Origin of the sequence: Compostimonas suwonensis (assembly GCF_002797855.1) — a bacterium.
GTDB lineage: Bacteria > Actinomycetota > Actinomycetes > Actinomycetales > Microbacteriaceae > Compostimonas > Compostimonas suwonensis.
On sequence record NZ_PGFB01000001.1, the window covers coordinates 146351 to 168781 of the forward strand.

Annotated in this window: 19 protein-coding genes; 9 read left to right on the plus strand and 10 right to left on the minus strand. The window is 70.1% G+C overall.

Features of this window, described 5'->3' with window-relative positions; translation table 11 throughout:
- The first annotated feature begins 24 nt into the window (after window positions 1-24).
- Window positions 25-1644, plus strand: a complete 1620-nt coding sequence (gene pgm / locus CLV54_RS00735) for a phosphoglucomutase (alpha-D-glucose-1,6-bisphosphate-dependent) (protein WP_100343048.1) — start codon at window positions 25-27, stop codon at window positions 1642-1644.
- An 87-nt stretch (window positions 1645-1731) separates the two neighbouring features.
- On the opposite strand, the gene CLV54_RS00740 is transcribed toward pgm, so the two are convergent.
- Together CLV54_RS00740 and CLV54_RS00745 are read right to left on the minus strand one after the other, a co-directional pair.
- Entirely contained in the window at window positions 1732-2907 is a 1176-nt protein-coding gene (locus tag CLV54_RS00740; RefSeq protein ID WP_170061933.1) for an amidase domain-containing protein, read from the minus strand.
- A 199-nt stretch (window positions 2908-3106) separates the two neighbouring features.
- A complete protein-coding gene (locus CLV54_RS00745) occupies window positions 3107-3964 on the minus strand; it encodes a M15 family metallopeptidase (protein ID WP_245861194.1) in 858 nt (285 codons plus the stop codon).
- Between the two features lie 251 nt (window positions 3965-4215).
- Here CLV54_RS00745 and CLV54_RS00750 point away from each other — a divergent pair, with 251 nt between their 5' ends.
- The 7 genes from CLV54_RS00750 to CLV54_RS00780 all read left to right on the plus strand — a co-directional run bounded on the left by CLV54_RS00750 (window position 4216) and on the right by CLV54_RS00780 (window position 12764).
- Complete coding sequence (locus tag CLV54_RS00750; RefSeq protein WP_100343050.1) at window positions 4216-5976, plus strand: MDR family MFS transporter; 1761 nt, start codon at window positions 4216-4218, stop codon at window positions 5974-5976.
- Window positions 5977-6322: 346 nt separating this feature from the next.
- The gene (locus tag CLV54_RS00755) at window positions 6323-7651 is read left to right on the plus strand and encodes an ABC transporter substrate-binding protein (RefSeq protein ID WP_100343602.1); all 1329 of its coding nucleotides are present in this window, start codon (window positions 6323-6325) and stop codon (window positions 7649-7651) included.
- 62 nt (window positions 7652-7713) lie between these two features.
- A complete protein-coding gene (locus tag CLV54_RS00760; protein WP_100343051.1) occupies window positions 7714-8811 on the plus strand; it encodes a carbohydrate ABC transporter permease in 1098 nt (365 codons plus the stop codon).
- Window positions 8808-9731: a carbohydrate ABC transporter permease gene (locus CLV54_RS00765; protein WP_100343052.1), complete on the plus strand. Its 924-nt coding sequence runs from the start codon at window positions 8808-8810 to the stop codon at window positions 9729-9731. Before CLV54_RS00760 ends, CLV54_RS00765 begins: the two co-directional genes overlap by 4 nt.
- A complete protein-coding gene (locus CLV54_RS00770; protein ID WP_100343053.1) occupies window positions 9731-11182 on the plus strand; it encodes a GH1 family beta-glucosidase in 1452 nt (483 codons plus the stop codon). Before CLV54_RS00765 ends, CLV54_RS00770 begins: the two co-directional genes overlap by 1 nt.
- Window positions 11183-11352: 170 nt before the next feature.
- Entirely contained in the window at window positions 11353-12345 is a 993-nt protein-coding gene (locus tag CLV54_RS00775; RefSeq protein ID WP_245861196.1) for a LacI family DNA-binding transcriptional regulator, read from the plus strand.
- Window positions 12346-12473: 128 nt separating this feature from the next.
- On the plus strand, window positions 12474-12764 hold the full coding sequence (locus tag CLV54_RS00780; RefSeq protein ID WP_100343055.1) for a GNAT family N-acetyltransferase: 291 nt from the start codon (window positions 12474-12476) through the stop codon (window positions 12762-12764).
- 88 nt (window positions 12765-12852) lie between these two features.
- Here the strand turns inward: CLV54_RS00780 and CLV54_RS00785 are convergent, their stop codons facing one another.
- The 5 genes from CLV54_RS00785 to CLV54_RS00805 form a co-directional block, all read right to left on the minus strand.
- A complete protein-coding gene (locus CLV54_RS00785) occupies window positions 12853-13137 on the minus strand; it encodes a hypothetical protein (RefSeq protein WP_100343056.1) in 285 nt (94 codons plus the stop codon).
- 52 nt (window positions 13138-13189) lie between these two features.
- Window positions 13190-14026 carry a heme ABC transporter ATP-binding protein gene (locus tag CLV54_RS00790; protein WP_100343603.1) on the minus strand — a complete coding sequence of 279 codons (837 nt, stop codon included), beginning with the start codon at window positions 14024-14026 and terminating at the stop codon, window positions 13190-13192.
- Complete coding sequence (locus tag CLV54_RS00795; protein ID WP_342745250.1) at window positions 14026-15054, minus strand: FecCD family ABC transporter permease; 1029 nt, start codon at window positions 15052-15054, stop codon at window positions 14026-14028. The genes CLV54_RS00790 and CLV54_RS00795 overlap by 1 nt, the downstream gene beginning before the upstream one ends.
- Window positions 15051-16100 (minus strand): lipoate-protein ligase LplAB, encoded by a 1050-nt coding sequence (gene lplAB, locus CLV54_RS00800; protein ID WP_100343057.1) that lies wholly within the window; start codon window positions 16098-16100, stop codon window positions 15051-15053. Before lplAB ends, CLV54_RS00795 begins: the two co-directional genes overlap by 4 nt.
- A 137-nt stretch (window positions 16101-16237) precedes the next feature.
- On the minus strand, window positions 16238-17080 hold the full coding sequence (locus tag CLV54_RS00805; RefSeq protein ID WP_100343058.1) for an alpha/beta fold hydrolase: 843 nt from the start codon (window positions 17078-17080) through the stop codon (window positions 16238-16240).
- A 314-nt stretch (window positions 17081-17394) separates the two neighbouring features.
- On the opposite strand from CLV54_RS00805, the gene CLV54_RS00815 reads away from it, so the two are divergent.
- Window positions 17395-18729, plus strand: coding sequence for an MFS transporter (locus CLV54_RS00815; protein ID WP_100343060.1), 1335 nt, complete (start codon window positions 17395-17397; stop codon window positions 18727-18729).
- A 144-nt stretch (window positions 18730-18873) separates the two neighbouring features.
- Here CLV54_RS00815 and CLV54_RS00820 read toward each other — a convergent pair whose 3' ends face one another.
- Genes CLV54_RS00820 through CLV54_RS00830 form a run of 3 tightly spaced genes read right to left on the minus strand, consistent with a single transcriptional unit; the run spans window position 18874 to window position 22330 of the window.
- Window positions 18874-19719 carry a transglutaminase family protein gene (locus tag CLV54_RS00820; protein ID WP_100343061.1) on the minus strand — a complete coding sequence of 282 codons (846 nt, stop codon included), beginning with the start codon at window positions 19717-19719 and terminating at the stop codon, window positions 18874-18876.
- Window positions 19716-20645: an alpha-E domain-containing protein gene (locus CLV54_RS00825; protein ID WP_100343062.1), complete on the minus strand. Its 930-nt coding sequence runs from the start codon at window positions 20643-20645 to the stop codon at window positions 19716-19718. Before CLV54_RS00825 ends, CLV54_RS00820 begins: the two co-directional genes overlap by 4 nt.
- Window positions 20639-22330 carry a circularly permuted type 2 ATP-grasp protein gene (locus tag CLV54_RS00830; protein WP_100343063.1) on the minus strand — a complete coding sequence of 564 codons (1692 nt, stop codon included), beginning with the start codon at window positions 22328-22330 and terminating at the stop codon, window positions 20639-20641. Before CLV54_RS00830 ends, CLV54_RS00825 begins: the two co-directional genes overlap by 7 nt.
- Window positions 22331-22431 lie beyond the last annotated feature (101 nt).

The following is a 22431-nucleotide window of genomic DNA, read 5'->3' on the forward strand; positions in this document are numbered from 1 at the left end:
GACGGAGAATGCCAGACTGGAGCCATGAGCGATCGCGCAGGCACACCGGCACAGGAATCCGACCTCATCGACGTGGAGGCGCTCACCCACGCGTACTACACACTGAAACCGGATGTCTCGATCCCCGAGCAACGCGTCGTCTTCGGCACCTCGGGCCACCGCGGCAGCGCCTTCGACACCGCCTTCAACGAGGACCACATCCGGGCGATCACCCAGGCGATCGTCGAGTACCGCGCGGCCCAGGGCATCACGGGCCCGCTCTTCATCGGCGCCGACACCCACGCCCTCAGCGCGCCCGCGCAGACCACCGCCCTCGCGGTGCTCGTCGCGAACGAGGTGCGGGTGATCGTCGACGAGTTCGACGACTGGGTGCCCACGCCGGCCGTGAGCCACGCCATCCTCGCCTACAACCGGGCCGGCCACGACGACCAGGCCGACGGCATCGTCGTGACGCCGAGCCACAACCCGCCCTCCGACGGCGGCTTCAAGTACAACCCGCCGCACGGCGGGCCGGCCGACAGCGACGCGACGAGCTGGATCGCGAACCGCGCCAACGAGCTCATCGAGGGCGGGCTGCACGACGTCGCGATGGCCGAGCCGACCGCCGTCGAGACCTACGACTACCGCGGCAGCTACGTCGCCGACCTCGCGAACATCATCGACTTCGACGCGATCAAGGCGTCGGGCATCCGCATCGGGGCCGACCCGCTCGGGGGCGCCTCGGTCAACTACTGGGCGGCCATCCGCGACAGCTACGGCCTCGACCTCGAAGTCGTCAACCCGCACGTCGACCCGCGCTGGGCGTTCATGACCCTCGACTGGGACGGCAAGATCCGCATGGACCCGTCGTCGCCCTCGGCGATGGCCTCGGTGCTCGATCGCAAAGACGACTTCGACATCCTCACCGGCAACGACGCCGACGCCGACCGCCACGGCATCGTCACCCCCGACGGCGGCCTCATGAACCCCAACCACTACCTGGCCGTCGCCATCCAGTACCTCTACACCCACCGCCCCGAGTGGCGCGAGGACGCCGCGATCGGCAAGACCCTCGTCTCCTCGACGATGATCGACCGCGTCGCCGAGTCGCTCGGCCGCCGCCTCTGGGAGGTGCCGGTCGGCTTCAAATGGTTCGTGCCCGGCCTCATCGACGGATCGGTCGCGTTCGGCGGCGAGGAGAGCGCGGGGGCGAGCTTCCTGCGCCGCGACGGCTCGGTGTGGACGACCGACAAGGACGGCATCATCCTGGCCCTGCTCGCGAGCGAGATCCGCGCCGTCACGGGCAAGTCGCCCAGCGAGCTGTACGACGAGCTGACCGCCGAGTTCGGCGACCCCGTCTACGAGCGAGTGGATGCCGCGGCCTCGAAGGCACAGAAGGCCCGCCTCGGCAAGCTCGACGGCGACGCGATCGCGGCTGCCGAGCTCGCGGGCGAGCCCATCGTGGCGAAGCTCTCTCACGCCCCCGGCAACGACGCGCCCGTCGGCGGCGTGAAGGTCGTGACCGAGCACGCCTGGTTCGCGGCCCGGCCGAGCGGCACGGAGGACGTCTACAAGATCTACGCGGAGTCGTTCCTGGGCACCGAGCACCTGCACGAGGTGCAGGCGCAGGCGCGCGCGATCGTCGACGACGCCCTCGGGCAGTAGCGGGGTCGCCGAGCGCGGGTTTGTCGCCGAGCGACGAGCCTCGGCAAGCAGCGCCCGGCAACACAGCCGCGCTCGGCGGAGAGCTCGCTAGACGATGCTCCAGTAGAAGACGCTCGCGCCCGGCTCGAGCACGTGGATGGCCTCGTCGACCGAGCGGTAGTCGGTGTCGGAGGTGTGACCGGCGAAGTAGATCTGGATGCCGGCATCCGTTCGCTCGACCTTCGTGACGATGCCCGTGTGGTCGCGGTCGCCCGAGTCGTCCCAGTCGAACTGCACGATGTCGCCGACCTTCACCCTGTCGCGCTGCTCGTCGGTGAGGGCGGTCGCGCGCTCCGGGTGGGCGGCGAGATACCCGGCGAGCGCCGTCGAGCTCTGCCAGGCGGGGCTCCACTGCACGGCGCCGTTCGTGTTGCTCGACCACCAGTCGGCGTCCATCGCCCAGCCGCGGGCCACGAGGGTCTGACTCGTGAAGTTCACGCAGTCGTTGCCCGGGATCGCGCCGTACTGGCCCGCGTTGTAGTCCTGCCAGTGCGCGAGGGCGTAGCCGAGCTGGGCCTGCACGACAGGGTCGACGACGTAGGCGAAGCTGAAGGCCGTGGCCGCGAAGGCCCGCGGCACCTCGGGGGTCGCCGTCACCGACGGCGCCCGCAGCAGGGTCTTCGCCAGGGCCGACGACGGGGATGCCGCGGCCGTCGTCGCCGTGGGCTGCACGGGCAGCTCCTCGCCGCTCGTGTTGTGCAGGGTGACGTCGACGGTCGTCTCCGCGAGCTCAGGGGCCGCGGGCGTCGTGACCGTGACGGCGGAGTCGCTCGTCGAGACGATCTGGGCGGGGGTTCCGCCGAAGTCGACGGTCGCGACATCCGCGAGGCCCGCGCCCTCGATGGTGACGACGGTTCCTCCCGAGAGCGAGCCGGTCGTCGTCGACACCTCGTCCACGAAGCCGCCGGCCGAGGCGGACGGCGTCGCGGATGCCGTGGGCCCGCTCGGCTGCAGGGTGGCGGCCGGGCGCTGCGTCGGTGCCGCGGTCGCTGAGGAGGCGGAGACGTCGGTGGCTGCGGCCGTGGTCACGGCGCTCACGGGCACGGCGATGGCCGTCGCGACGACGATGCCGAGAGCGCCGAAGGCGGCACGCGCGAACAGGCGGTCGGGTTGCCGGTGCCTCGCGGCGCGCCGGGCGGCGGGACGGCTGCCGGGCCGGGGGTCGCTTCGGGCGGAGCGCGCGGGCGGGACGGGGGTGGGGGTGGGGGTGGAACGGTGGTGCACGGGGAGAACTCTCGGGTGCTTCGGGGCCGAGCACGTGCCGCGCGCAGGCGGCACGTCGAAAGAGCGTCAACGATCTCTGACAGCCGGGGGTCGGGCAGAAAACAGAAGGTGACACTTCACCATCCGAAGATCACAAAGCTCTGCGTGAGGCCTGCGATTCGCCTGTGAGAGCGCGTTCAGGACACGAGGAGGCGGCGGCTCAGTACCCCGGGGCCGCCGGGAGCCCGAAGAACTCCTCGAGCGTCGTGACCCCGCGATTGTGCATCTCGGTCGAGAGGTCGACGCCGATGTACCGGTAGTGCCAGGGCTCGAAGGCGAAGCCCGTGATGTCGACCTTGTCGGCCGGGTAGCGCAGCAGGAAGCCGAAGCGCCAGGCGTTGGCGGCGAGCCACTGCCCTTCGGGCGTGCCCTCGAAGCACTCGTCGAGCGAGCAGTTGCCCGACTCGGCTCCGATGTCGATCGCGAGGCCCGACTGGTGCTCGCTGAAGCCGGGGCGGGCGGTCAAGGCGTCCGCCTCCTCCTGGCCGAGGTTCGCGACATCCGAGTCGTAGAGGTCGACCTGAGTGGGGTAGCTGCGGTAGGCGCTGTTCGAGGCGAGCGAGAGACCCGCCTCGGCCGACGCGGCCTGGAACATCGCGACGACGGCGTCGGAGGCCTCCTGCCGCAGCTCGGGCTCCCAGGTGTGCGCGACGGGAACGACCACGAGGTCGTCGGGCGCGTAGTCGACGGGGTTGAGCGGGCGCTGCTTGTCGAGCACGACCCAGATGCTCGCGGGGTCGTCGATCGAGCGCGCGGCCATGTCGAAGGTCGGCGTCGGTGTCGGCACCGGGGCCGGCGGGGCCGGCTCGCCCGGCGAGGGGCGCGGGTCGGGGGTCTCTGCGGCCTGGCTCGGCGGGGCGGTGGATGCCGCGGGCTCCCCCGGCTGCCCCGATGCGACCGTCACGACCACGACGACCACCACGACGATCGCGAGAACGGCGACCACGACCGCCGCGATGAGGCGGTTCCGGCGCACTCGCGCGGACACGCGCGGGCGAGGACGACTCGGAGTGGACACGACTTCGAGCATAATCCGCGGGGCGCGTTCGCCACGAGCGAACCCGCCCACTCACAGGAGGCGCTCACATTGCAGCGCGGCTCCCGCGGGGTGTAACTTTGCAGCCTGCGCAATTTTCTGCAGTCTTTCTCACGCCGGTGTGATGCCGACGTTCGGGCATCCTCCATTATCTCCACCGAGGGTCAATGTCACGCTCTTCAACTCCGTCGAAACCCGCCACGACAGGCGATGCGACGGCGTCCGCCCCCCTGATGTCGCACAGGCAGATCCTGTTCGTCATCTTCGGCCTGATGGCCGGCATGTTCCTCTCCGCGCTCGACCAGACGATCGTCGGAACCTCGATGCGCACGATCGCCGACGACCTCGACGGCCTGAGCCTGCAGGCCTGGGTGACGACGGCGTACCTCATCGTCTCCACCATCAGCACGCCGATCTACGGCAAGCTCTCCGACATCTTCGGCCGGCGCCCGCTGTTCATCATCGCGATCGTGATCTTCCTCGTGGGCTCGCTGCTGGCCGGCATGGCGAACTCGATGTACGAGCTCGCCATCTTCCGCGCCATCCAGGGCCTCGGCGCCGGCGGCCTGATGGCGCTGCCGCTCACGATCATGGGCGACATGCTCGCCCCGCGCGAGCGCGCCAAGTACCAGGGCTACTTCCTCGCGGTCTTCGGCGTCTCGAGCGTCATCGGCCCGCTCGTCGGAGGCCTCTTCGCGGGCGCCGACCAGATCCTCTGGCTCACCGGATGGCGCTGGGTCTTCCTCATCAACCTGCCGATCGGCCTTCTCGCACTGGCGATCGTGCTGCGCTTCCTGCACATCCCGAAGCGCTCGAAGGGCTCGGTGCGCATCGACTGGTGGGGCGCCGTCTTCGTGGTGGTCGCCGCCGTTCCGCTGCTGCTCGTGGCCGAGCAGGGGCGTGAGTGGGGCTGGGGCTCGCCGGGCGCCTTCGCCTGCTACGTCATCGGCGTGCTGGGCATCGTCGCGTTCATCATCGCCGAGAGGCTCATGGGCGACGACGCGCTCATCCCGCTCAAGCTCTTCCGGTCGTCGACCTTCTCGATGGCCACGATCCTCGGCGTGCTCGTGGGCTTCGGCATGTTCGGCGCCATGATGACGATCCCGCTCTACCTGCAGCTCGTGCAGGGCGCGACGCCCACCGAGAGCGGCTTCCTCATGCTGCCGATGATCCTGGGGCTCATGATCTCGTCGATCGTGAGCGGCCAGATCATCTCGCGCACGGGCCGGTACAAGATCTTCCCGATCCTCGGCACGGCGTTCATGGCCGGCGGCTTCTTCTACTTCACCTTCGCCCAGTCGGGCAACCCGGTCTGGTGGATGATGATCGGCATGCTGCTCGTGGGCCTCGGCCTCGGCCAGCTCATGCAGACACTCACGATCGCGAGCCAGAACTCGGTGGGCCCGCGAGACATCGGCGTCGCGACATCCTCGTCGACGTTCTTCCGGCAGATCGGCGGAACGCTGGGCACGGCCGTGATCTTCTCGGTGCTGTTCACGCGGATCCCCGACACGATCCAGGCGGCCTTCGGCAACAAGGACATCCAGAGCGGGGTCGCGAACGCGCTCGCCGATCCGGCCGTCGTCTCCGACCCGAACAACGCCGACATCGTGAAGCTGCTGCAGAGCCAGGACGCCTCGGCCATGGGCGGCGCGCTCGACGGCAACAGCGCGTTCCTCACGAACGCCGACCCGCGTCTGGCCGAGCCGTTCCTCGTGGGCTTCAACAACGCGACCGTCACGGTCTTCTGGGTGAGCCTCGCGGTGGTGCTCGTCGCCTTCGTGCTGAGCTTCTTCCTCAAGGCCACCCCGCTGCGCGCGAAGTCGGCGCTGCAGGAGTCGGCCGACCTGGATGCCGCGCTGGCCGCCGAGACCGCAGCCGCCGAGATGGGAGCCCTCGTCGACCCGGGCACCGTCACGGGCGCGATCGAGCAGGACGGGAGCGACGCCCGCAGCACGGGCCACCGAGACGAGGAGCCCGCTCCCCGCGCCTAGCCGTCCGCGCTTCGGCCTCCTGGCGAAGCGCGGATCCCGAGCACAACACGCCGTCGCCGGACTGCCCGGTGGCGGCGTGTTGTCGTCTGCGGATGCCGCGCACCCCGCGTCCACCGCACCCACCGCGGGTATGTTCGCGAGCGCTGCCCGCCGAGGCTCGTCGGCCGCGAACAAACCCGCCGCCGACAACTCGTGAGAGCGCTCTCGCTTGACAAATCCCGCCGACCTCGCTTAGCCTGTCAGCAATTCGTGAGAGCGCTCTCACGCATCGATATGAGAGCGCTCTCACGTAGGCATCAGCTCTCATCGAACACAGACATCCATCCACGCACACAAGGGAGTGACCGTGAAGCTTTCACGACGCACCACAGTTGCAGCGGCCGTGGCAGGCGCAGCAGCTTTCTCGCTCATCGCAACCGGATGCGCATCCGGCGGAGGGGGCGGCGACGCCGCCAGCTCCGACAACCCCGTCGAGCTCACCGTGACCACCTTCGGCTCCATGGGTCTCGACGACCTCTACGCCGAGTACGAGGCGGCCAACCCCGGCATCACCATCAAGGCCACCAACATCGACACGGGCGGCAACGCCCGCACCGACACCTTCACGAAGCTCGCGGCCGGCTCCGGCCTCTCCGACGTGACGGCCATCGAAGAAGGATGGCTCGGCTCGATCATGGAGGTCTCCGACCAGTTCAACGACCTCAGCGACTACGGCGCGACCGACATCTCGGACCGCTGGGTGGACTGGAAGCTCAAGCAGGGCACCGACGCCGACGGCCGGATCATCGGCTACGGCACCGACATCGGCCCCTCGGGCCTCTGCTACGACAAGGAGCTCTTCGCCGCGGCCGGCCTGCCCACCGATCGCGCCGAGGTCGCCGCGCTCTTCGGCGGCGACGACGCCAGCTGGGAGAAGTACTTCGAGCTCGGCAAGCAGTACAAGGCGGCCACCGGCAAGGCCTGGTACGACCAGTCCGGCTTCGTCTGGAACTCCATGGTCAACCAGCTGCCCGAGGGGTACTACACGAGTGACGGCGAGCTGAACGTCGACGGCAACAGCGAGCTCGAAGACCGCTGGGCCCTGCTCGCCGACGGCGCGGCATCCGGCCTCTCCGCGGCCCAGACCCAATGGGACTGGGGCAAGGGCAAGGCCTTCGTCGACGGCTCCTTCGCGACCTTCGTCTGCCCGGGCTGGATGCTCGGCGTCGTCAAGGGCCAGGTCGAGTCGGGCGGCGGCTCCGCGGCCACCGGTTGGGACTTCGCCGACGTCTTCCCCGGCGGCCCCGCCAACTGGGGCGGATCGTGGCTCACGGTCCCGACGCAGTCCGAGCACCCGCAGGAGGCGGCCGACCTCGCAGCCTGGCTGACCGCTCCCGAGCAGCAGGTGCGCGCCTTCCAGGCGGCCGGCGTCTTCCCGAGCGCGACCGAGGCGCAAAGCGCCCCCGAGCTCTCCGAGCCGAGCGATCTCACGGCCTTCTTCGGCGACGCGCCGCTCGGCGAGATCCTCGCCAAGCGCTCGCAGGGCGTCGTCGCCCAGTACAAGGGACCGGACGACTCCGTCATCCAGGAGAACGTCTTCGGGCCGGCCGCGAAAGACCTCGACACGGGCGTCGACGGCGCCACGGCCTGGCAGAACGCGCTCGACCTGCTCAACCAGCTGGTCGTCAACCAGTAGAACCGCCACCGGCGGGCCCTCGGCGAGAGCCGGGGGCCCGCCCTGAGCACGGAAGCACCCACATGACGAGCACCATCACGCGGCCGACAGCGGATGCCGCACCCGGCGGGCCCCGCAACCGCGGCCGCAGCCCGCTCACGTTCAAGCACCGGCTGAGCCGCCTCGACGTCAAGGCCTCCCCCTACCTCTACATCGCCCCGTTCTTCGTGCTCTTCGGGCTCGTGGGCCTCTTCCCGCTCGTCTACACCTTCTTCGTCTCGCTCTTCGACTGGGATCTGCTCAAGGGCCAGGGCGAGTTCGTGGGCCTCGGCAACTTCATCGCCGAGCTCAACGACCCGTTCTTCTGGAACTCGATCGTCAACACCTTCAGCATCTTCGTGCTCTCGACGATCCCGCAGCTCGTGGCCGCGGTCGTCATCGCCGCCGTGCTCGACCAGAACCTGCGCGCCAAGACCTTCTGGCGTATGAGCGTGCTGCTGCCCTACATCGTCACGCCCGTCGCCGTCTCACTCATCTTCACCGACATGTTCGGCGAGCAGTACGGCCTCGTGAACAACCTGCTCCAGGGCCTCGGGCTCGACCCCGTTCTGTGGAAGACCGAGACGCTGCCGAGCCACTTCGCGATCGCGACCATGGTCAACTGGCGGTGGACGGGCTACAACGCCCTCATCCTGCTCGCGGCCATGCAGTCCGTGCCCCGCGACATCCACGAGTCGGCCGCCCTCGACGGCGCGGGCGCCTTCCGCCGCTTCTTCTCGATCACGCTGCCGAGCATCCGGCCCACCATGATCTTCGTCGTCATCACCTCGACGATCGGCGGCCTGCAGATCTTCACCGAGCCGCGCCTCTTCGACCCGGTGAACGCGGGCGGCCTGCACCGGCAGTTCCAGACGACCGTGCTCTACCTCTGGGAGATGGCGTTCCAGCGCCAGGACTTCGGCAAGGCCTCGGCGATCGCCTGGCTGCTCTTCCTTCTCATCGTCGTCTTCGCGATCATCAACTTCCTGCTCTCGCGGCGGATCGCCTCGAGCGAGGCGAGATCGCAGAGGAGACGCACGAAGAAGCGGATCGACCGCTACCGGGCATCCGGCGGCGACGCCACCACACGATCGGAGGGCGACCTCGCCCTCGTCGCCAGCGCCGAGGAGAACAGAATATGAGCGCCGTGACCACCGAGCGCGCGGCCGCGCAGCCCGAGCCGACCCCCACGCCCGCACGACGAGCGGATGCCGCGCCCCGGCGTCGCCGCCGCGACCACGGCATCGACCGCCGCCCCGGATTCCTCAGCTACGGCATCCTCACGGCGATCCTGCTCGGCTCGGCCTACCCGCTGTGGTGGTCGTTCGTCGTCGGGTCGAGCGAGGCCTCGGCCCGCGCGAGCGCCTGGCCGCCCCTGCTGCCGGGCGGCAACTTCTGGGTCAACGTGGGCCAGGTGCTCGACACGATCCCGTTCTGGACGGCGCTGCTCAACAGCGTCATCGTCTCGACGATCATCACGGTCTCGGTCGTGACCTTCTCGACGCTCGCCGGCTACGCCTTCGCGAAGCTGCGCTTCCGCGGCTCGAGCGGTCTTATGGTCTTCGTCGTCGCGACGATGGCGATCCCCACCCAGCTCGGCATCATCCCGCTCTTTATGCTCATGCGGCAGTGGGGTTGGACGGGCGAGCTCGGCGCCGTCATCATCCCCACCCTCGTGACCGCGTTCGGCGTGTTCTTCATGCGGCAGTACCTCGTCGACGTGATCCCCGACGAGCTCATCGAGGCCGCCCGGGTCGACGGCGCGAACATGCTCAGCACCTTCTGGCACGTCGCCGTGCCCGCGGCCCGCCCGGCCATGGCGATCCTCGGGCTCTTCACCTTCATGATGGCGTGGACCGACTTCCTCTGGCCGCTGCTCGTGCTCACCGGCCAGAACCCCACCCTGCAGACGGCGCTCAGCCAGTTGCAGTCCGCGAAGTACGTCGACTACTCGATCGTGCTCACGGGCGCCGTCATGGCGACCATCCCGCTGCTCGTGCTCTTCGTGTTCGCGGGCAAGCAGCTCATCTCCGGAATCATGCAAGGAGCAGTGAAGGGTTGATGACCTCACTCCACACCACCACCGTCCCCGCCGCCGACGCCCCCGTCTTCGGCGCCTGGCCCGAGGGCTTCCTCTGGGGCTCGGCCACGGCCGCCGCCCAGATCGAGGGCGCCGCCCACGAGGGCGGCAAGGAGGACTCCATCTGGGACGCCTACGCGCGCGTGCCCGGGGCCGTCGCGAACGGCGACACCCCCGAGGTGGCCGTTGACCACTACCACCGGATGCCGGAGGACGTCGCGATCCTCAAGCGCCTCGGCCTCGACTCCTACCGCTTCTCCACGAGCTGGGCCCGGGTGAAGCCGGGCGACCGCGCCGTCAACGAGGAGGGCCTGGACTTCTACAGCCGTCTCGTCGACGAGCTCCTGGCCGCCGGCATCCTGCCCTGGCTGACCCTGTACCACTGGGACCTGCCGCAGGCGCTGGAGGAGAAGGGCGGCTGGGCGAACCGCGACACGGCCTATCGCTTCCGCGACTACGCGATGGCCGTGCACGAGAGGCTCGGCGACCGGGTGACGCACTGGACCACCTTCAACGAGCCGCTGTGCTCCTCGCTCATCGGCTACGTCGCGGGCGAGCACGCGCCCGGCCGCCAGGACCCGCACGCGGGGCTCGCGGCCGTGCACCACCAGCACCTCGCCCACGGGCTCGCGACCCGGGCGCTGCGCGAGGCGGGCGCCGAGCAGATCGGCATCACCCTCAACCTCACGAACGCCCTGCCCAACGACCCCAACGACCTCGTCGACCTCGAGGCCGCGCGCCGCATCGACGCCCTGTGGAACCGGATGTACCTGGAGCCGATCCTGCTCGGGGCCTACCCCGTCGACCTGCTCGAGGATGTCGCCGACTACGGTCTCGCCGAGCTCATCGAGCCCGGCGACCTCGACACGATCGCCGCCCCCATCGACTTCCTGGGCGTCAACCACTACCACGACGACAATGTGAGCGGGCACCCGCTGCCGGCCGGCGCCGAGCAGGCGGCCGAGCCGACCGCGCGGCCCAAGCGCTCGCCCTTCGTGGGCTCCGAGCACGTCACGATGCCCTCGCGCGGCCTGCCCCGCACGGCCATGGACTGGGAGGTCAACCCGAGCGGGCTGCGCACCCTGCTCGTGCGGCTCGGCGGGGAGTACCCGAACCTGCCGCCGCTCTACGTCACCGAGAACGGCGCCGCCTACGACGACGAGCTGAGCGCGGATGGCGCGGTGCACGACGTCGAGCGCACCGAGTACATCGCCGACCACATCGCCGCCGTGCACGACGCCATCCGCGACGGCGCCGACGTGCGGGGCTACTTCGTCTGGTCGCTGCTCGACAACTTCGAGTGGGCCTGGGGCTACGACAAGCGCTTCGGCATCGTGCGCGTCGACTACGAGACGCAGGAGCGCACGATCAAGGACAGCGGGCTGCGGTACGCGGGGATCGTCGCCGCGGCGAAGGCCTCCGGCATCCGCTGACCCGTCGGCCCGTCGTCTGCGTTTATGGTGCCGGTCAGGGGAAACACCTGATCGGAAGAAAGTGTCCCGAGCGTCGGGCGATGCGAAGTGCCCCTGGTTAGGATGTGGTGTGCGCGCATGCGCGATTCAGGAGAACGCCGATGGTGACTGACAACCCGCGTGGGGAGCGAATGCCCACGCTCGAGATGGTCGCGGCTCGTGCCGGGGTGTCGCGGGCGACGGTGTCGCGGGTCGTCAACGACTCCCCCAAGGTGACCCCCGAGGTCGTGCAGATCGTGAACGACGCGATCGCCGCCCTCAACTACGTGCCCAACCGCGCCGCGCGATCGCTCGCGAGCCGGCGCACGCAGGTCATCGCGCTCGTCGTGCCGGAGTCGACCGCGCGGCTCTTCGCCGACCCCTTCCTCGCCTCGATCGTGCAGGGGGTGGCGCTGCGGCTCTCGGAGACCGACTACACGCTCAACATGCTCATCGCCTCCGAGTCGCGCCCCGAGAAGACGCGCCGCTACCTCATGGGCGGCAACGTCGACGGGGCGATCGTCGTCTCGCACCACAGGGGCGACCACTCCTACGCGCACCTCGGCCAGGCGCTGCCCATCGTCTTCGGCGGCCGCCCGCTGAACGACCTCGACGACGAGAGCTACTTCGTCGACGTGGAGAACGAGCTCGGAGCGCAGCGGATCACCGACTACCTCATCGCGAGCGGGCGGAAGCGGATCGCGACGATCGCCGGTCCGCAGGACATGCCGCCCGGCGTCGACCGACTGGCGGGCTGGCGTTCCGCCATGCGGGCCAACGCCCTCGACGACTCGCTCATCGAGATCGGCGACTTCTCCCCGGCATCCGGGGCCGAGGCGATGCGCCGGCTCCTCGACCGCGGCGAGCCGTTCGACGGGCTCTTCGCGGCCAACGACCAGATGGCGGCGGGCGCGTACTCGGTCATCCACGAGGCCGGCCTCACCATCCCCGGCGACATCGCGGTCGGCGGCTTCGACGACGACTACTACGCCGCCACCTCGACGCCGGGCCTCACGACCGTGCACCAGCCCTCGTCCCGCCTCGGCGGAACCATGGCGGAGGTGCTCGTGAAGCTCATCGAGGGCGAAGAGGTGGAGCGCGTCACGATGATGCCCACCGAGCTCGTCGTGCGCAACTCGATCTGAGCGCTGCGGCTTCCCGCAGCATCTGAGGCCTCGCCGCTCGACCCGGGTGCCCGGGGCGAGCTGCGGAATTAGGGTGGAAGGCACGCGGGGGCGTGAAGGCTCCCGCGCGGCAGCGGGAGGGGTCGATGATGACACACGAGGTGAGGCACGAGCCCGAGCACAGCCGCTACGCGCTGTACGTCGACGGCGAGAACGTGGGCGTCGCCGACTACCGGATCGAGGGCGACGACATCCTCTTCACCCACACCGAGGTCGCCCCCGCGTTGCGCAACGAGGGTCTCGGCGGCGAGCTCGTGCAGGCCGCCCTCGACGACGTGCGGGCGACGACCGATCTGACCGTCGTTCCGCTGTGCCCGTTCCTGGCGGCATGGGTCGACGATCACGCCGACTACAAGGAGCTCACGACGCGCGGGCGCTGACGATCGCCGAGCGCGGGTTTGTTCGCGAGCGACGAGCCTCGACGCTCCGCGGTCGCGAACAAACCCGCGCTCGACGCAGCGCGCGGGCTCAGCCGCGGCCGTCGACGCGGATGCGGATCCGGCCCTCGTAGACGCCCTTGTCGTCCTCTCCGGCGACGGGTGCCGGCGCCGGCAGCACCGTCTGGCGGTCGAGCTCGACGGCGGCCTCGTGCCGGGTGGGCGCGAAGACCTCGTCGCCGATGTGCAGAACGCCCGAGCCCGTCGATCCGCCGCGGCGTCGGTGCTTGTCGGAGAGGTCGATCCATCCGAGACGGTGCGCGAGATACCCCGCCACGATCACGAGGAGAATCGAGCCGAGCACCCACCAGTTCATGGGCGCCAGTGTAGACGACGCGACTGAATGGCACCCGAACGGGGGTCAGCTCTCACTGGTCGTCGCGCACGGGAACGACGAGCGGATGCCGCGTTCCCTCGAGTTGCACGACCCGCACCGCCACGCCGTAGACGTCTTCGAGCCGTTCCGGGGTGAACACCTCGGCCGGCGCACCCGCCGCGACGAGCCGCCCGCCCGAGAGGATCGCGACCCGGTCGGCGTACGCACCCGCGAGCGAGAGGTCGTGCAGCACGACGACGACCGCGCGCCCCGCACGGGCGAGTGCACGGGCCACCCGCATGACGTCCTCCTGGTGCTTGAGGTCGAGCGCCGCCGTCGGCTCGTCGAGGAACACGATCCCGGTGCGCTGGGCGAGCACACGTGCGAGCGAGACGCGGGCCTTCTCGCCGCCCGAGAGCGAGGTGTAGCGGCGCGACGAGAGATGCACGACATCCGTCTCGTCCATCGCCGCGGAGATCGCATCGTGGTCGTCGTCGGAGGCCTCGGTGCCGTACCAGGGCGAACGCCCCATCGCGACGACCTCTGCGACGCGGAACGGGAAGCTCACCGCGGTCTCCTGGGTGAGCACCGAGCGGTGCCGCGCGAGCTCGAGGTGCGACCAGGCGCCGATGGCGCGGCCGCCGAGCTCCACCGAGCCGCCCGTGGCCTCGAGGTCGCCCGCGAGCACGCCGAGCAGCGTCGACTTGCCGGCGCCGTTCGGACCCACGAGCGCGAGCACCTCGCCCGCCGTGACGTCGACGTCCACCCCCTCGAGGATCGGAACGCCGTCGACCGTGTAGCCGACCCCGGATGCCCCGACCACCGTGCTCCCGGCGACGGGCGGCACCGGCAGCTCCACCTGCCGCGACCAGCGCGTGCCCGCTGCCATCACGCCCACCCCCCTGAGCGCCGTCGCGCCTTGCGCAGCAGGTAGAAGAAGAAGGGCCCGCCGATGAGCGAGGTGAGGATGCCGATCGGCAGGTCGGCGCCGGGCACGATCGTGCGGGCGAGCATGTCGGCGTAGACGAGCAGCACCCCGCCGCCGAGGAAGCTCGCGATGATGAGCGGCCGGTGCGCGGGGCCGATGCTCAGGCGGATGATGTGCGGCACGACGAGGCCGACGAAGGCGATGATGCCCACGAAGGCGACGGCCGCGCCCGTCAGCAGCGCCACGAGCACGATCGACCCGATGCGCAGGGCCTCGACGTTGACCCCGAGGTGCCGGGCGGCCCGCTCGCCGAGCGAGAGCAGGTCGAGCTTGCGGCCCAGGAGAACGGCGATCACGAGCCCCACGACGGCCACGACCACCACCACGAGCACCTCGGGCCAGCGCGAGCCGTTGAGGCTTCCGAGCTCCCAGAAGACGATCTGCTCGCGGGCGGCGGTGTCGCCGAGGAACAGCATAAACGCGAGGCCCGCCCCGGCGAGCGCGTTCACGGCGATACCGGTCAGCAGCAGGGTGACGACCTCGGTTCGCCCGTTCGCCCGCGACATGAAGTAGATGAGCAGGGTCGCGAGCAGCCCGGTGATAAAGGCCAGGAGTGCGGTTCCCCAGCCCTGCAGGAAGGTGAGCCCGAAGACGATCGAGATCGCGGCGCCCAGCGCGGCGCCCGAGGAGACGCCGACGACACCCGGCTCGGCGAGCGGGTTGCCGAAGATCGCCTGCATGATCGCTCCCGCGATGGCCAGGGCCGCCCCGACCGCGAGCCCCATGACGATGCGGGGGAAGCGGATGACCCAGATCGTCTGCTCGATGATCGGATCGGTGGGCGCCCAGTCGTTGGGGATGCCGACTGCGCGCAGGATCGAGCCCACGATCTCCCCCGGCGCGATGGCGACCTGCCCGATCATCGCTGAACCGATCACACCGACGACGAGAGCGACGCCGAGAGCGACGTACAGCCAGACCGATCTCACGGAACGCGGACCAGCCACTCCTCGGTGCCGAACTTCTCGGCGACGAGCCGCTCGGCGGCCGCGTACTCCTCGGGGGTGATGTCGCCGGGCGTCGCGCCGTAGAGCTTCGTGAAGGTCGCCTTCATGGTGTCGATGATCTCCGCACGGCTGAGCCCCGTCTGGCTGCGCAGGGGGTCGACGCGCTTGGCGGCGCTCGTGATGCCCTTGTCGCTGAGCTTCTCGCGGCCGATGCGCAGCACCTCCGTCATCTTCTCGCCGTCCATGTCGTAGCTCATGGTCACGTGGTGCAGCACGGCGCCGTTGCCGAGGCGCTTCTGCGCGGCCCCGCCGATCTTGCCCGTGGGGCTCGTGATGTCGTTGAGCGGCTGGTAGGAGGCGTCGATGCCGAGGGACTTGAGCGCCGTGAGAACCCACTCGTCGAGGTAGGCGTAGGAGTCGGCGAAGCTCATGCCCTGCACGAGGTCGCTCGGCGCGTAGATCGAATAGGTGATGACCGAGCCGGCCTCCATGAACATCGCGCCGCCGCCGCTGATGCGGCGCACGACGTCGAAGCCGTATTTCGCGGCGTTCTCGGGGTCGACCTCGTTCTTGAGCGACTGGAAGCTGCCGATGACGACGGCCGGCTGCTCCCACTCCCAGATGCGCAGGGTCGGCAGGCGGCGACCCTCGCCGACCTCGACCGCGAGCACCTCGTCGAGCGCCATCTGCATCACGGGCGGCACGGCCTTCGAGTGCACGATCTGCCAGTCGTAGTCGCGCCAGCTCGTCGCCTTCGCGAGGGAGCGGCGGATGGCGACGGCGACGGCCTCGGGCGAGAAGCCCAGCAGCACGGCGTCGGCGGGGAGGGCCGCGCGCACGGCCGCGGCGATGGTCGCGGCATCCGAGTCTGCGGAGAGCCCGTTGACGGCGACGTCGATCGCCTCGAGCGCCTCGTCGGGCTCGAGGAAGAAGTCGCCCGCGAGCCGGAAGTTGGCGATGGCACCGTCGACGACATCGAGGTCGACCACAACGAGTTTGCCGCCAGGAACCTTGTATTCACCGTGCATAAGGCAAGCCTAACCGCACCGGGTCACCCGGGCCTTCGCGAGTCGCGTCACACCGTTCCTCCGCGACCGGGAGCCGACGGTTCGGCGCGACTCGCGCGGGGCGCCGGGCAGGGTGGGGTGGGCAGCCCGGGCACGGCTCACGGGGCGGCGTGCGCGTCGAGCCAGGAGATGAGGTCGGCGACGACCTCGTCGCGGTTCGTCTCGTTGAAGATCTCGTGCCGGGCCTGCGGGTAGACGATGACCGTGACATCCGTGAGCCCGGAGCGGCGGCGGTAGGCGTCGGCGAGCCGGCGAACGCTCGCCACGCCGCCGAGCGGGTCTTCGTCGCCGATCATGATGAGCACGGGGAGCCCCGTGGGCAGGTCTTTCGCGGGGCGGCCGAAGAGCTTGAGGCCGTCGCGCACGCCGAACAGCTTGAGCGCGTCGGCGTAGAAGGTGAGCGGGTCGTCGAGGAAGGCCGCGCTGACCTCGGGGTCGCGGCTCAGCCACTCGTAGCCCGTGGTTCCGAGGCTCTTGTGCCGCTTGTTGAAGTCGCCCGCGGCCATCGAGCCCGGCATGCGGTACGCCGTGCCCGTGAGCACGATCGCGTCGTAGTCGGACGACCAGCGGTTGGCGATGATCTGCGCCATGAGCGAGCCCCAGCTGTGCCCGAGCAGGATGAGCGGGATGCCGGGGTGGCACTCGCGCGCGATCCGGCTCAGCTCGTGCACGTCGTCGACCGCGGCCCCCAGGCCTCCGGGGCCGAGCTGCCCCAGGCGGCTGTGATCGCCGCCGTACTGGTCGAGCCCGGTCTGCCCGTGGCCACGGTGGTCGTCGGCGAAGACGGAGTAGCCGACGGCGTTGAGCGCCGCGGCGAGCGCCCCGTACCTCGTGGCGTGGTCGCCGAGGCCGTGCACGAGCTGCACGATGCCCTTCGGCTCGGGCACATCCCAGACGTAGTAGCTGACGACGACACCGTGCTCATCGGTGAACTGTGGCATGCGCCCACTCTAGGACCATCCGGCTCGCGACGATCGGCCATCGACATGCTCCTGCCACAGTATGTGCATGCCTACTCTCGAACGCCGCGTACAGGTCGTTCGACCCCGCCCAGTACGCCGCCCTCGAGGCGGAGGCCGCGATCGAGAAGACGGTCGTCTCGCCCGATCGCGCGTTCGACGGGATCCCGGGGCTCATGTGCGTGGACCCGCTCGACTTCTGACCGGGGGTATCCCGCTTCCGCGGTAAATTTGATAGCCTGGCTATACATGGATGACGACGCCCCCACCCCCGCGCGCCGGGAAGGGTGACGCCGATGGCCACGATGTTCCGTTCGCTCAGCGGCTTCAACTACCGCATCTGGTTCGCCGGTGCCCTCGTCTCCAATGTCGGAACCTGGATGCAGCGCACCGCCCAGGACTGGATCGTGCTCACCGAGCTCACCCAGCACGACGCCGTCGCGGTCGGCATCGTGACGTCGCTGCAGCTCGGCCCCCAGCTCCTGCTCGTGCCCTGGTCGGGACTGCTCGCCGACCGCTTCGACCGCCGCAAGCTGCTCATGGCCACCCAGGGCGCGATGGGGGCGCTCGGCGCGGCCCTCGGCATCATCGTGCTCACGGGCGTCGTCGAGCTGTGGCACGTCTACGTCTTCGCCCTGCTGCTCGGGATCGCCGCCGCCATCGATGCGCCGGCCCGGCAGTCCTTCGTCGCCGACCTGGTCGGCGACGACCAGCTCTCCAACGCCGTCGCCCTCAACTCGGCCTCCTTCAACTCGGCCCGGCTCATCGGCCCGGCCGTCGCCGGTGTGCTCACCGTCGCGGTGGGCGCCGGGCTCGTCTTCATCATCAACGCGGTGAGCTTCCTCGCGGTGCTCTGCTCCCTCGCGCTCATGCGCAAGCGAGAGCTCCGCCCGCGCACGCGCCTGCCCCGGAAGCCCGGTCAGCTGCTCGACGGGTTCCGCTACATCGGCAAGCGGCCCGACATCCTGCTCGTGCTCGTGATCGTCTTCATCATCGGCACCTTCGGCCTCAACTTCCCCATCTTCACCTCGACGATGGCCGTCGAGTTCGGGGCGGGAGCGGGCGAGTTCGGCCTGCTCTCCTCGATCCTCGCGATCGGCTCGGTCGTGGGCGCCCTGCTCGCGGCCCGGCGAGAACGCCCGCGGCTGCGCCTGGTGATCCTCGCGGCCGGGGCGTTCGGCCTCGCCTGCGTGATCGCCGCCGTCATGCCCACCTTCTGGACATTCGCCGCCTCCCTCGTGCTCGTCGGCTTCAGCTCCATCACGCTCATGACCACCGCCAACGGCACGGTGCAGACGACCATCGACCCCGGGATGCGCGGACGCGTCATGGCCGTCTACATGGCGATCTTCGTGGGCGGGACCCCGCTCGGCGCCCCGCTCGTGGGTTGGGTCGCCAACGCCTGGGGCCCGCGCTGGGCACTCGGCGTGGGCGGGCTCGCGGGCTTCACGGCCCTCGCGATCGGCGTGGTCTGGCTGGCCCGCCACCGGCGTCTGCGCTTCGAGCACGTGGGCGGCAGCCGCATCCGCTTCTCCCTCGTGCACGACGAGACGGCGGCCCTGCCGATCATCGCTCCGGCTCAGGCGGCCGAGGACGTCGAGGCCGAGGAGGCCGCCGTGCAGCGCTCCTGATCGCCCTTCCTCCGACTCTGTGAACTCACAACGACGGAGGTTTAAGGCTGAAGGGGCGGAAACGGCGAGTTCGGGGCGTTCTGAGGCAGAATCTCCGTCGTTTTCAGTTCACGGTCGGAGGTAGTAGGGGAGGAAGGGGAGGGGTCAGGCCTCGCGGGTGATCTCGACCGTCACGAAGAGCCGCGAGCCCGACGAGCCCGCGTAGACACCACGGAGCGGGGCGACGTCGTTGTAGTCGCGCCCCCGCCCGACGGCCACGTGCCGGTCGCCGATGTCGATGAGGTTCGTCGGGTCGTAGCCGCGCCACTGCCCGCAGAACCATTCGACCCAGGCGTGCGACTCACCCGTGACCGTCTCGCCGATCGCGGCATCCGGCTTCGGGTGCAGATAGCCCGAGACGTACCGCGCCGGGATGCCCGCCGAGCGCAGGGCGCCGAGGGCGATGTGCGCGATGTCCTGGCAGACGCCCTTGCGCTTGGCCCAGGCCTCCGTGGCCGTCGTCTGCACGCTCGTCACACCCTGCACGTACTCGACCCGCTCGCCGACCGCGCGGCAGATCGCGAGCGCGGCCTCGCAGGGGCCCGACGACGAGCTCACGATCTCGCGCACGAGCTCGACGACCTCCTCGGGCGGCTCCGTCTTGGCCGTCTGCCTCTCCTGCTCCTCGTACTCCATCGCGACGGTGGCCCAGGCGGCGAGCTCCTCCCACGTGATGTCGTGCTCCTCGTGCGCCCGCGCGCGCACCTCCACGAGGCTCGTGGCCGTGAGCGAGAGCTCGTCGTGCGGGCTCAGCACCTCGAAGGCGTTCACCCGCGTTCCCCAGTAGTCCACGTAGTCGTGGCTCGACGAGACCGGGTGTATGTCGATATTCGAATACAGCACGAGCTGGCTGTCGCCGGATGCCGGGAGCATGCGCGCCTCGTTGTGCGACGCGCTCACCTCGCCCTGGTAGGCGAAGCCCGTCACGTGCTTGATGCGGAGCCGGTTCACGACTGCTCCCCCACCCAGCTCGGCGCGGCGTTCGTGGGGAAGTAGCGCTGCCGGATCGCCTCGGACGTCGCGGAGGTCGCATCCTGCACCGCGTCCATGTACTTCGGCAGGTCGTCGATGATCTCGGCGATCGGCCGGTACTCGAGCTCGCTGCGGATCTGGGCGAGCAGGCGCTGCGCCTGGTCGGAGTAGCCGACCCGGGTGCTGCGCGGCTCGAACTCGCGCATGCACTGCTCGGCGCGCGACACCGAGAAGAGGATGGAGCGCGGGAAGAGGCGGTCGAGCAGCAGGAACTCGGCCGCGTTGCGCGCCGACGGCACCCCGCGGTAGGTGCGCAGGTATGCCTCGTAGGCGCCGCACGATCGCAGGATCGTGGTCCACGAGGGCCCGCTCGCCTCGGTGAGCGAACGCGTCGCCAGCAGGCGTGCGGTCATGTCGGCCCGTTCGATCGAGCGGCCGAGGGTGAAGAACTGCCAGGCCTCGTCGCGGCTCGACGACGACTCGACGATCCCCACGGCGAGCGCCGCCCGCTCGTGCACCCAGCCGAAGAACTCGTGCACCTTCTCTTGGGCGACACGGCGCGGCATCCTGGCCCTCGTGGTGTTGAGGCACTCCCAGAGCTCGGTCGAGACGATCTCGCGGGCCCGGCGGGCGTTCTCGCGCGCGGCGCCGAGCAGATAGGCGATGGATGTCGGCTGGTTGCGGTCGAGCGCGAGGATCGTGAGCACGTGCTCACGGGTGAGCGCCTCGTCGTCGGGTGCCGCGGTGCCCATGACCGAGAGCAGGGAGCGGCAGGCGGTGTCCTCGTCGATCCAGGGATCCTCGAGCAGGAACTGCAGGTGCACGTCGAGGATGCGCGCGGTGCCGTCGCTGCGCTCGATGTAACGGCCGATCCAGAACAGGCTCTCGGCGATGCGGCTCAGCATGGGCTGCCCCCTTCTGCCGCAGCGGGCGCGGGGCGGGCGAACGCCTGCTGCTGTTGCTGCTCCTGGTCGTGGTGGGCGCGTCCCGGCTTGTCGTGCGGCGACTGGTCGGGCACGTGCGGCGTGATGCCGCCGGCCGAGCCGACGGTCGCCTGGTCGGCGACGAGGCCGCGGATGTCGTGGGCCCCGGGCTGCGCGATCGACGGGTCGGGCTCGTCGCCGAGCACCCAGGTGTCTTTCGATCCGCCGCCCTGGCTGCTGTTGACGACGAGCTGGCCCTCGGGCAGGGCGACCCGGGTGAGACCGCCGGGCAGCACCCAGATGTCGGAGCCGTCGTTGACCGCGAAGGGGCGCAGATCCGCATGCCGGGGCCGCATCCCCTCGTCGACGAGCGTGGGGATCGTCGAGAGCTGCACGACCGGCTGGGCGATCCAGCCGCGCGGGTCGGCGATGAGACGCGCGCGGAGGGCGGCGAGCTCCGCCGCCGAGGCGGCCGGCCCCACCACGAGCCCTTTGCCGCCCGAGCCGTCGACGGGCTTCACGACGAGCTCGTCGAGCCGGTCGAGCACCTCCTCGAGGGCGAGGGGGTCTTCGAGGCGCCAGGTGTCGACGTTGGGGAGGATCGGCTCCTCCGCGAGGTAATAACGGATGAGGTCGGGCAGGTAGGTGTAGACGAGCTTGTCGTCGGCCACTCCGTTGCCGACCGCGTTCGAGATCGTGACGTTGCCGAGGCGCGCCGCCAGGAGCAGTCCCGGCGAGCCGAGCATCGAGTCGCGACGGAACTGCAGCGGATCGAGGAACTCGTCGTCGACCCTGCGGTAGATGACGTCGACGCGCTGCGGGCCGGCGGTCGTGTGCATCCAGACCTTGCCGCCCGAGCAGAACAGATCGCGGCCCTCCACGAGCTCCACGCCCATGAGCCGCGCGAGCAGTGTGTGCTCGAAGTAGGCGGAGTTGAAGACGCCGGGGGTGAGCACGACGACGTTCGGATCGTCGACCCCTTCGGGGGCGCTCGCGCGCAGGGCCTGCAGCAGCCGGTTCGGGTAGTCCCCGACGGGCCGCACCCGCATGCTCACGAAGAGCTCGGGCAGGGTCTGCGCCATGACCCTGCGGTTGGAGATGACGTAGCTCACCCCGCTCGGAACCCGCACGTTGTCTTCGAGCACACGCCAGGCGCCGTGCTCGTCGCGGATGAGGTCGATGCCGGAGACCTGGATGCGCACGCCGTTGGCGCTCTCGACACCGGCGGCCTGCCGGTGGAAGTGGCTCGACGAGCTGATGAGCCCCACGGGGATGACGCCGTCGCGCACGGCCGACTGCCGCCCGTAGACGTCGGCGAGGAACGCCTCGAGCGCGAGCACCCGCTGCTTGATGCCGGCCTCGATGCCGCGCCACTCCTCGGCCTCGACGACCCGCGGAACCGCGTCGAGCGGGAAGGGGCGCTCCTCGCCCGCGAAGTCGAAGGTCACGCCCTGGGCGAGATAGGAGCTGGCGAGGGCGTCGGTGCGTCCGCGCAGCTCCTCCTGAGTCATCCGGGCGAGTGCCGCGTAGATCTCGGTGTAGGCCGCGCGGGCCTGCGGGGAGCGGTCGGCCGAGGCCTGGACGGCGAACATCTCATCCCAGGGGTGCGCCCCGCGTCGCTCGCGGGTCGTCGCCTGGGATCCGTAGCCGTCGAACAGATCGCCCATTTCCCGAGAGTATCCGCGACGTATTGCGACCATGTTTCCGCAGGTTACGGTCGCGGTCACGCCCGTGACCGGCGTCGCGCCCGGCGAGGGCGGGCCGGGTC

Coding starts and splice junctions, on each gene's coding strand:
- CLV54_RS00805 (WP_100343058.1), bottom strand. CDS start 17,080: ATGCCACAGTTCACCGATGAGCACGGTGTCGTCGTCAGCTACTACGTC.
- lplAB (WP_100343057.1), bottom strand. CDS start 16,100: ATGCACGGTGAATACAAGGTTCCTGGCGGCAAACTCGTTGTGGTCGAC.
- CLV54_RS00815 (WP_100343060.1), top strand. CDS start 17,395: ATGGCCACGATGTTCCGTTCGCTCAGCGGCTTCAACTACCGCATCTGG.
- CLV54_RS00780 (WP_100343055.1), top strand. CDS start 12,474: ATGACACACGAGGTGAGGCACGAGCCCGAGCACAGCCGCTACGCGCTG.
- CLV54_RS00770 (WP_100343053.1), top strand. CDS start 9,731: ATGACCTCACTCCACACCACCACCGTCCCCGCCGCCGACGCCCCCGTC.
- CLV54_RS00825 (WP_100343062.1), bottom strand. CDS start 20,645: ATGCTGAGCCGCATCGCCGAGAGCCTGTTCTGGATCGGCCGTTACATC.
- CLV54_RS00775 (WP_245861196.1), top strand. CDS start 11,353: ATGCCCACGCTCGAGATGGTCGCGGCTCGTGCCGGGGTGTCGCGGGCG.
- CLV54_RS00830 (WP_100343063.1), bottom strand. CDS start 22,330: ATGGGCGATCTGTTCGACGGCTACGGATCCCAGGCGACGACCCGCGAG.
- CLV54_RS00750 (WP_100343050.1), top strand. CDS start 4,216: ATGTCGCACAGGCAGATCCTGTTCGTCATCTTCGGCCTGATGGCCGGC.
- CLV54_RS00790 (WP_100343603.1), bottom strand. CDS start 14,026: ATGGCAGCGGGCACGCGCTGGTCGCGGCAGGTGGAGCTGCCGGTGCCG.
- CLV54_RS00785 (WP_100343056.1), bottom strand. CDS start 13,137: ATGAACTGGTGGGTGCTCGGCTCGATTCTCCTCGTGATCGTGGCGGGG.
- CLV54_RS00760 (WP_100343051.1), top strand. CDS start 7,714: ATGACGAGCACCATCACGCGGCCGACAGCGGATGCCGCACCCGGCGGG.
- CLV54_RS00765 (WP_100343052.1), top strand. CDS start 8,808: ATGAGCGCCGTGACCACCGAGCGCGCGGCCGCGCAGCCCGAGCCGACC.
- pgm (WP_100343048.1), top strand. CDS start 25: ATGAGCGATCGCGCAGGCACACCGGCACAGGAATCCGACCTCATCGAC.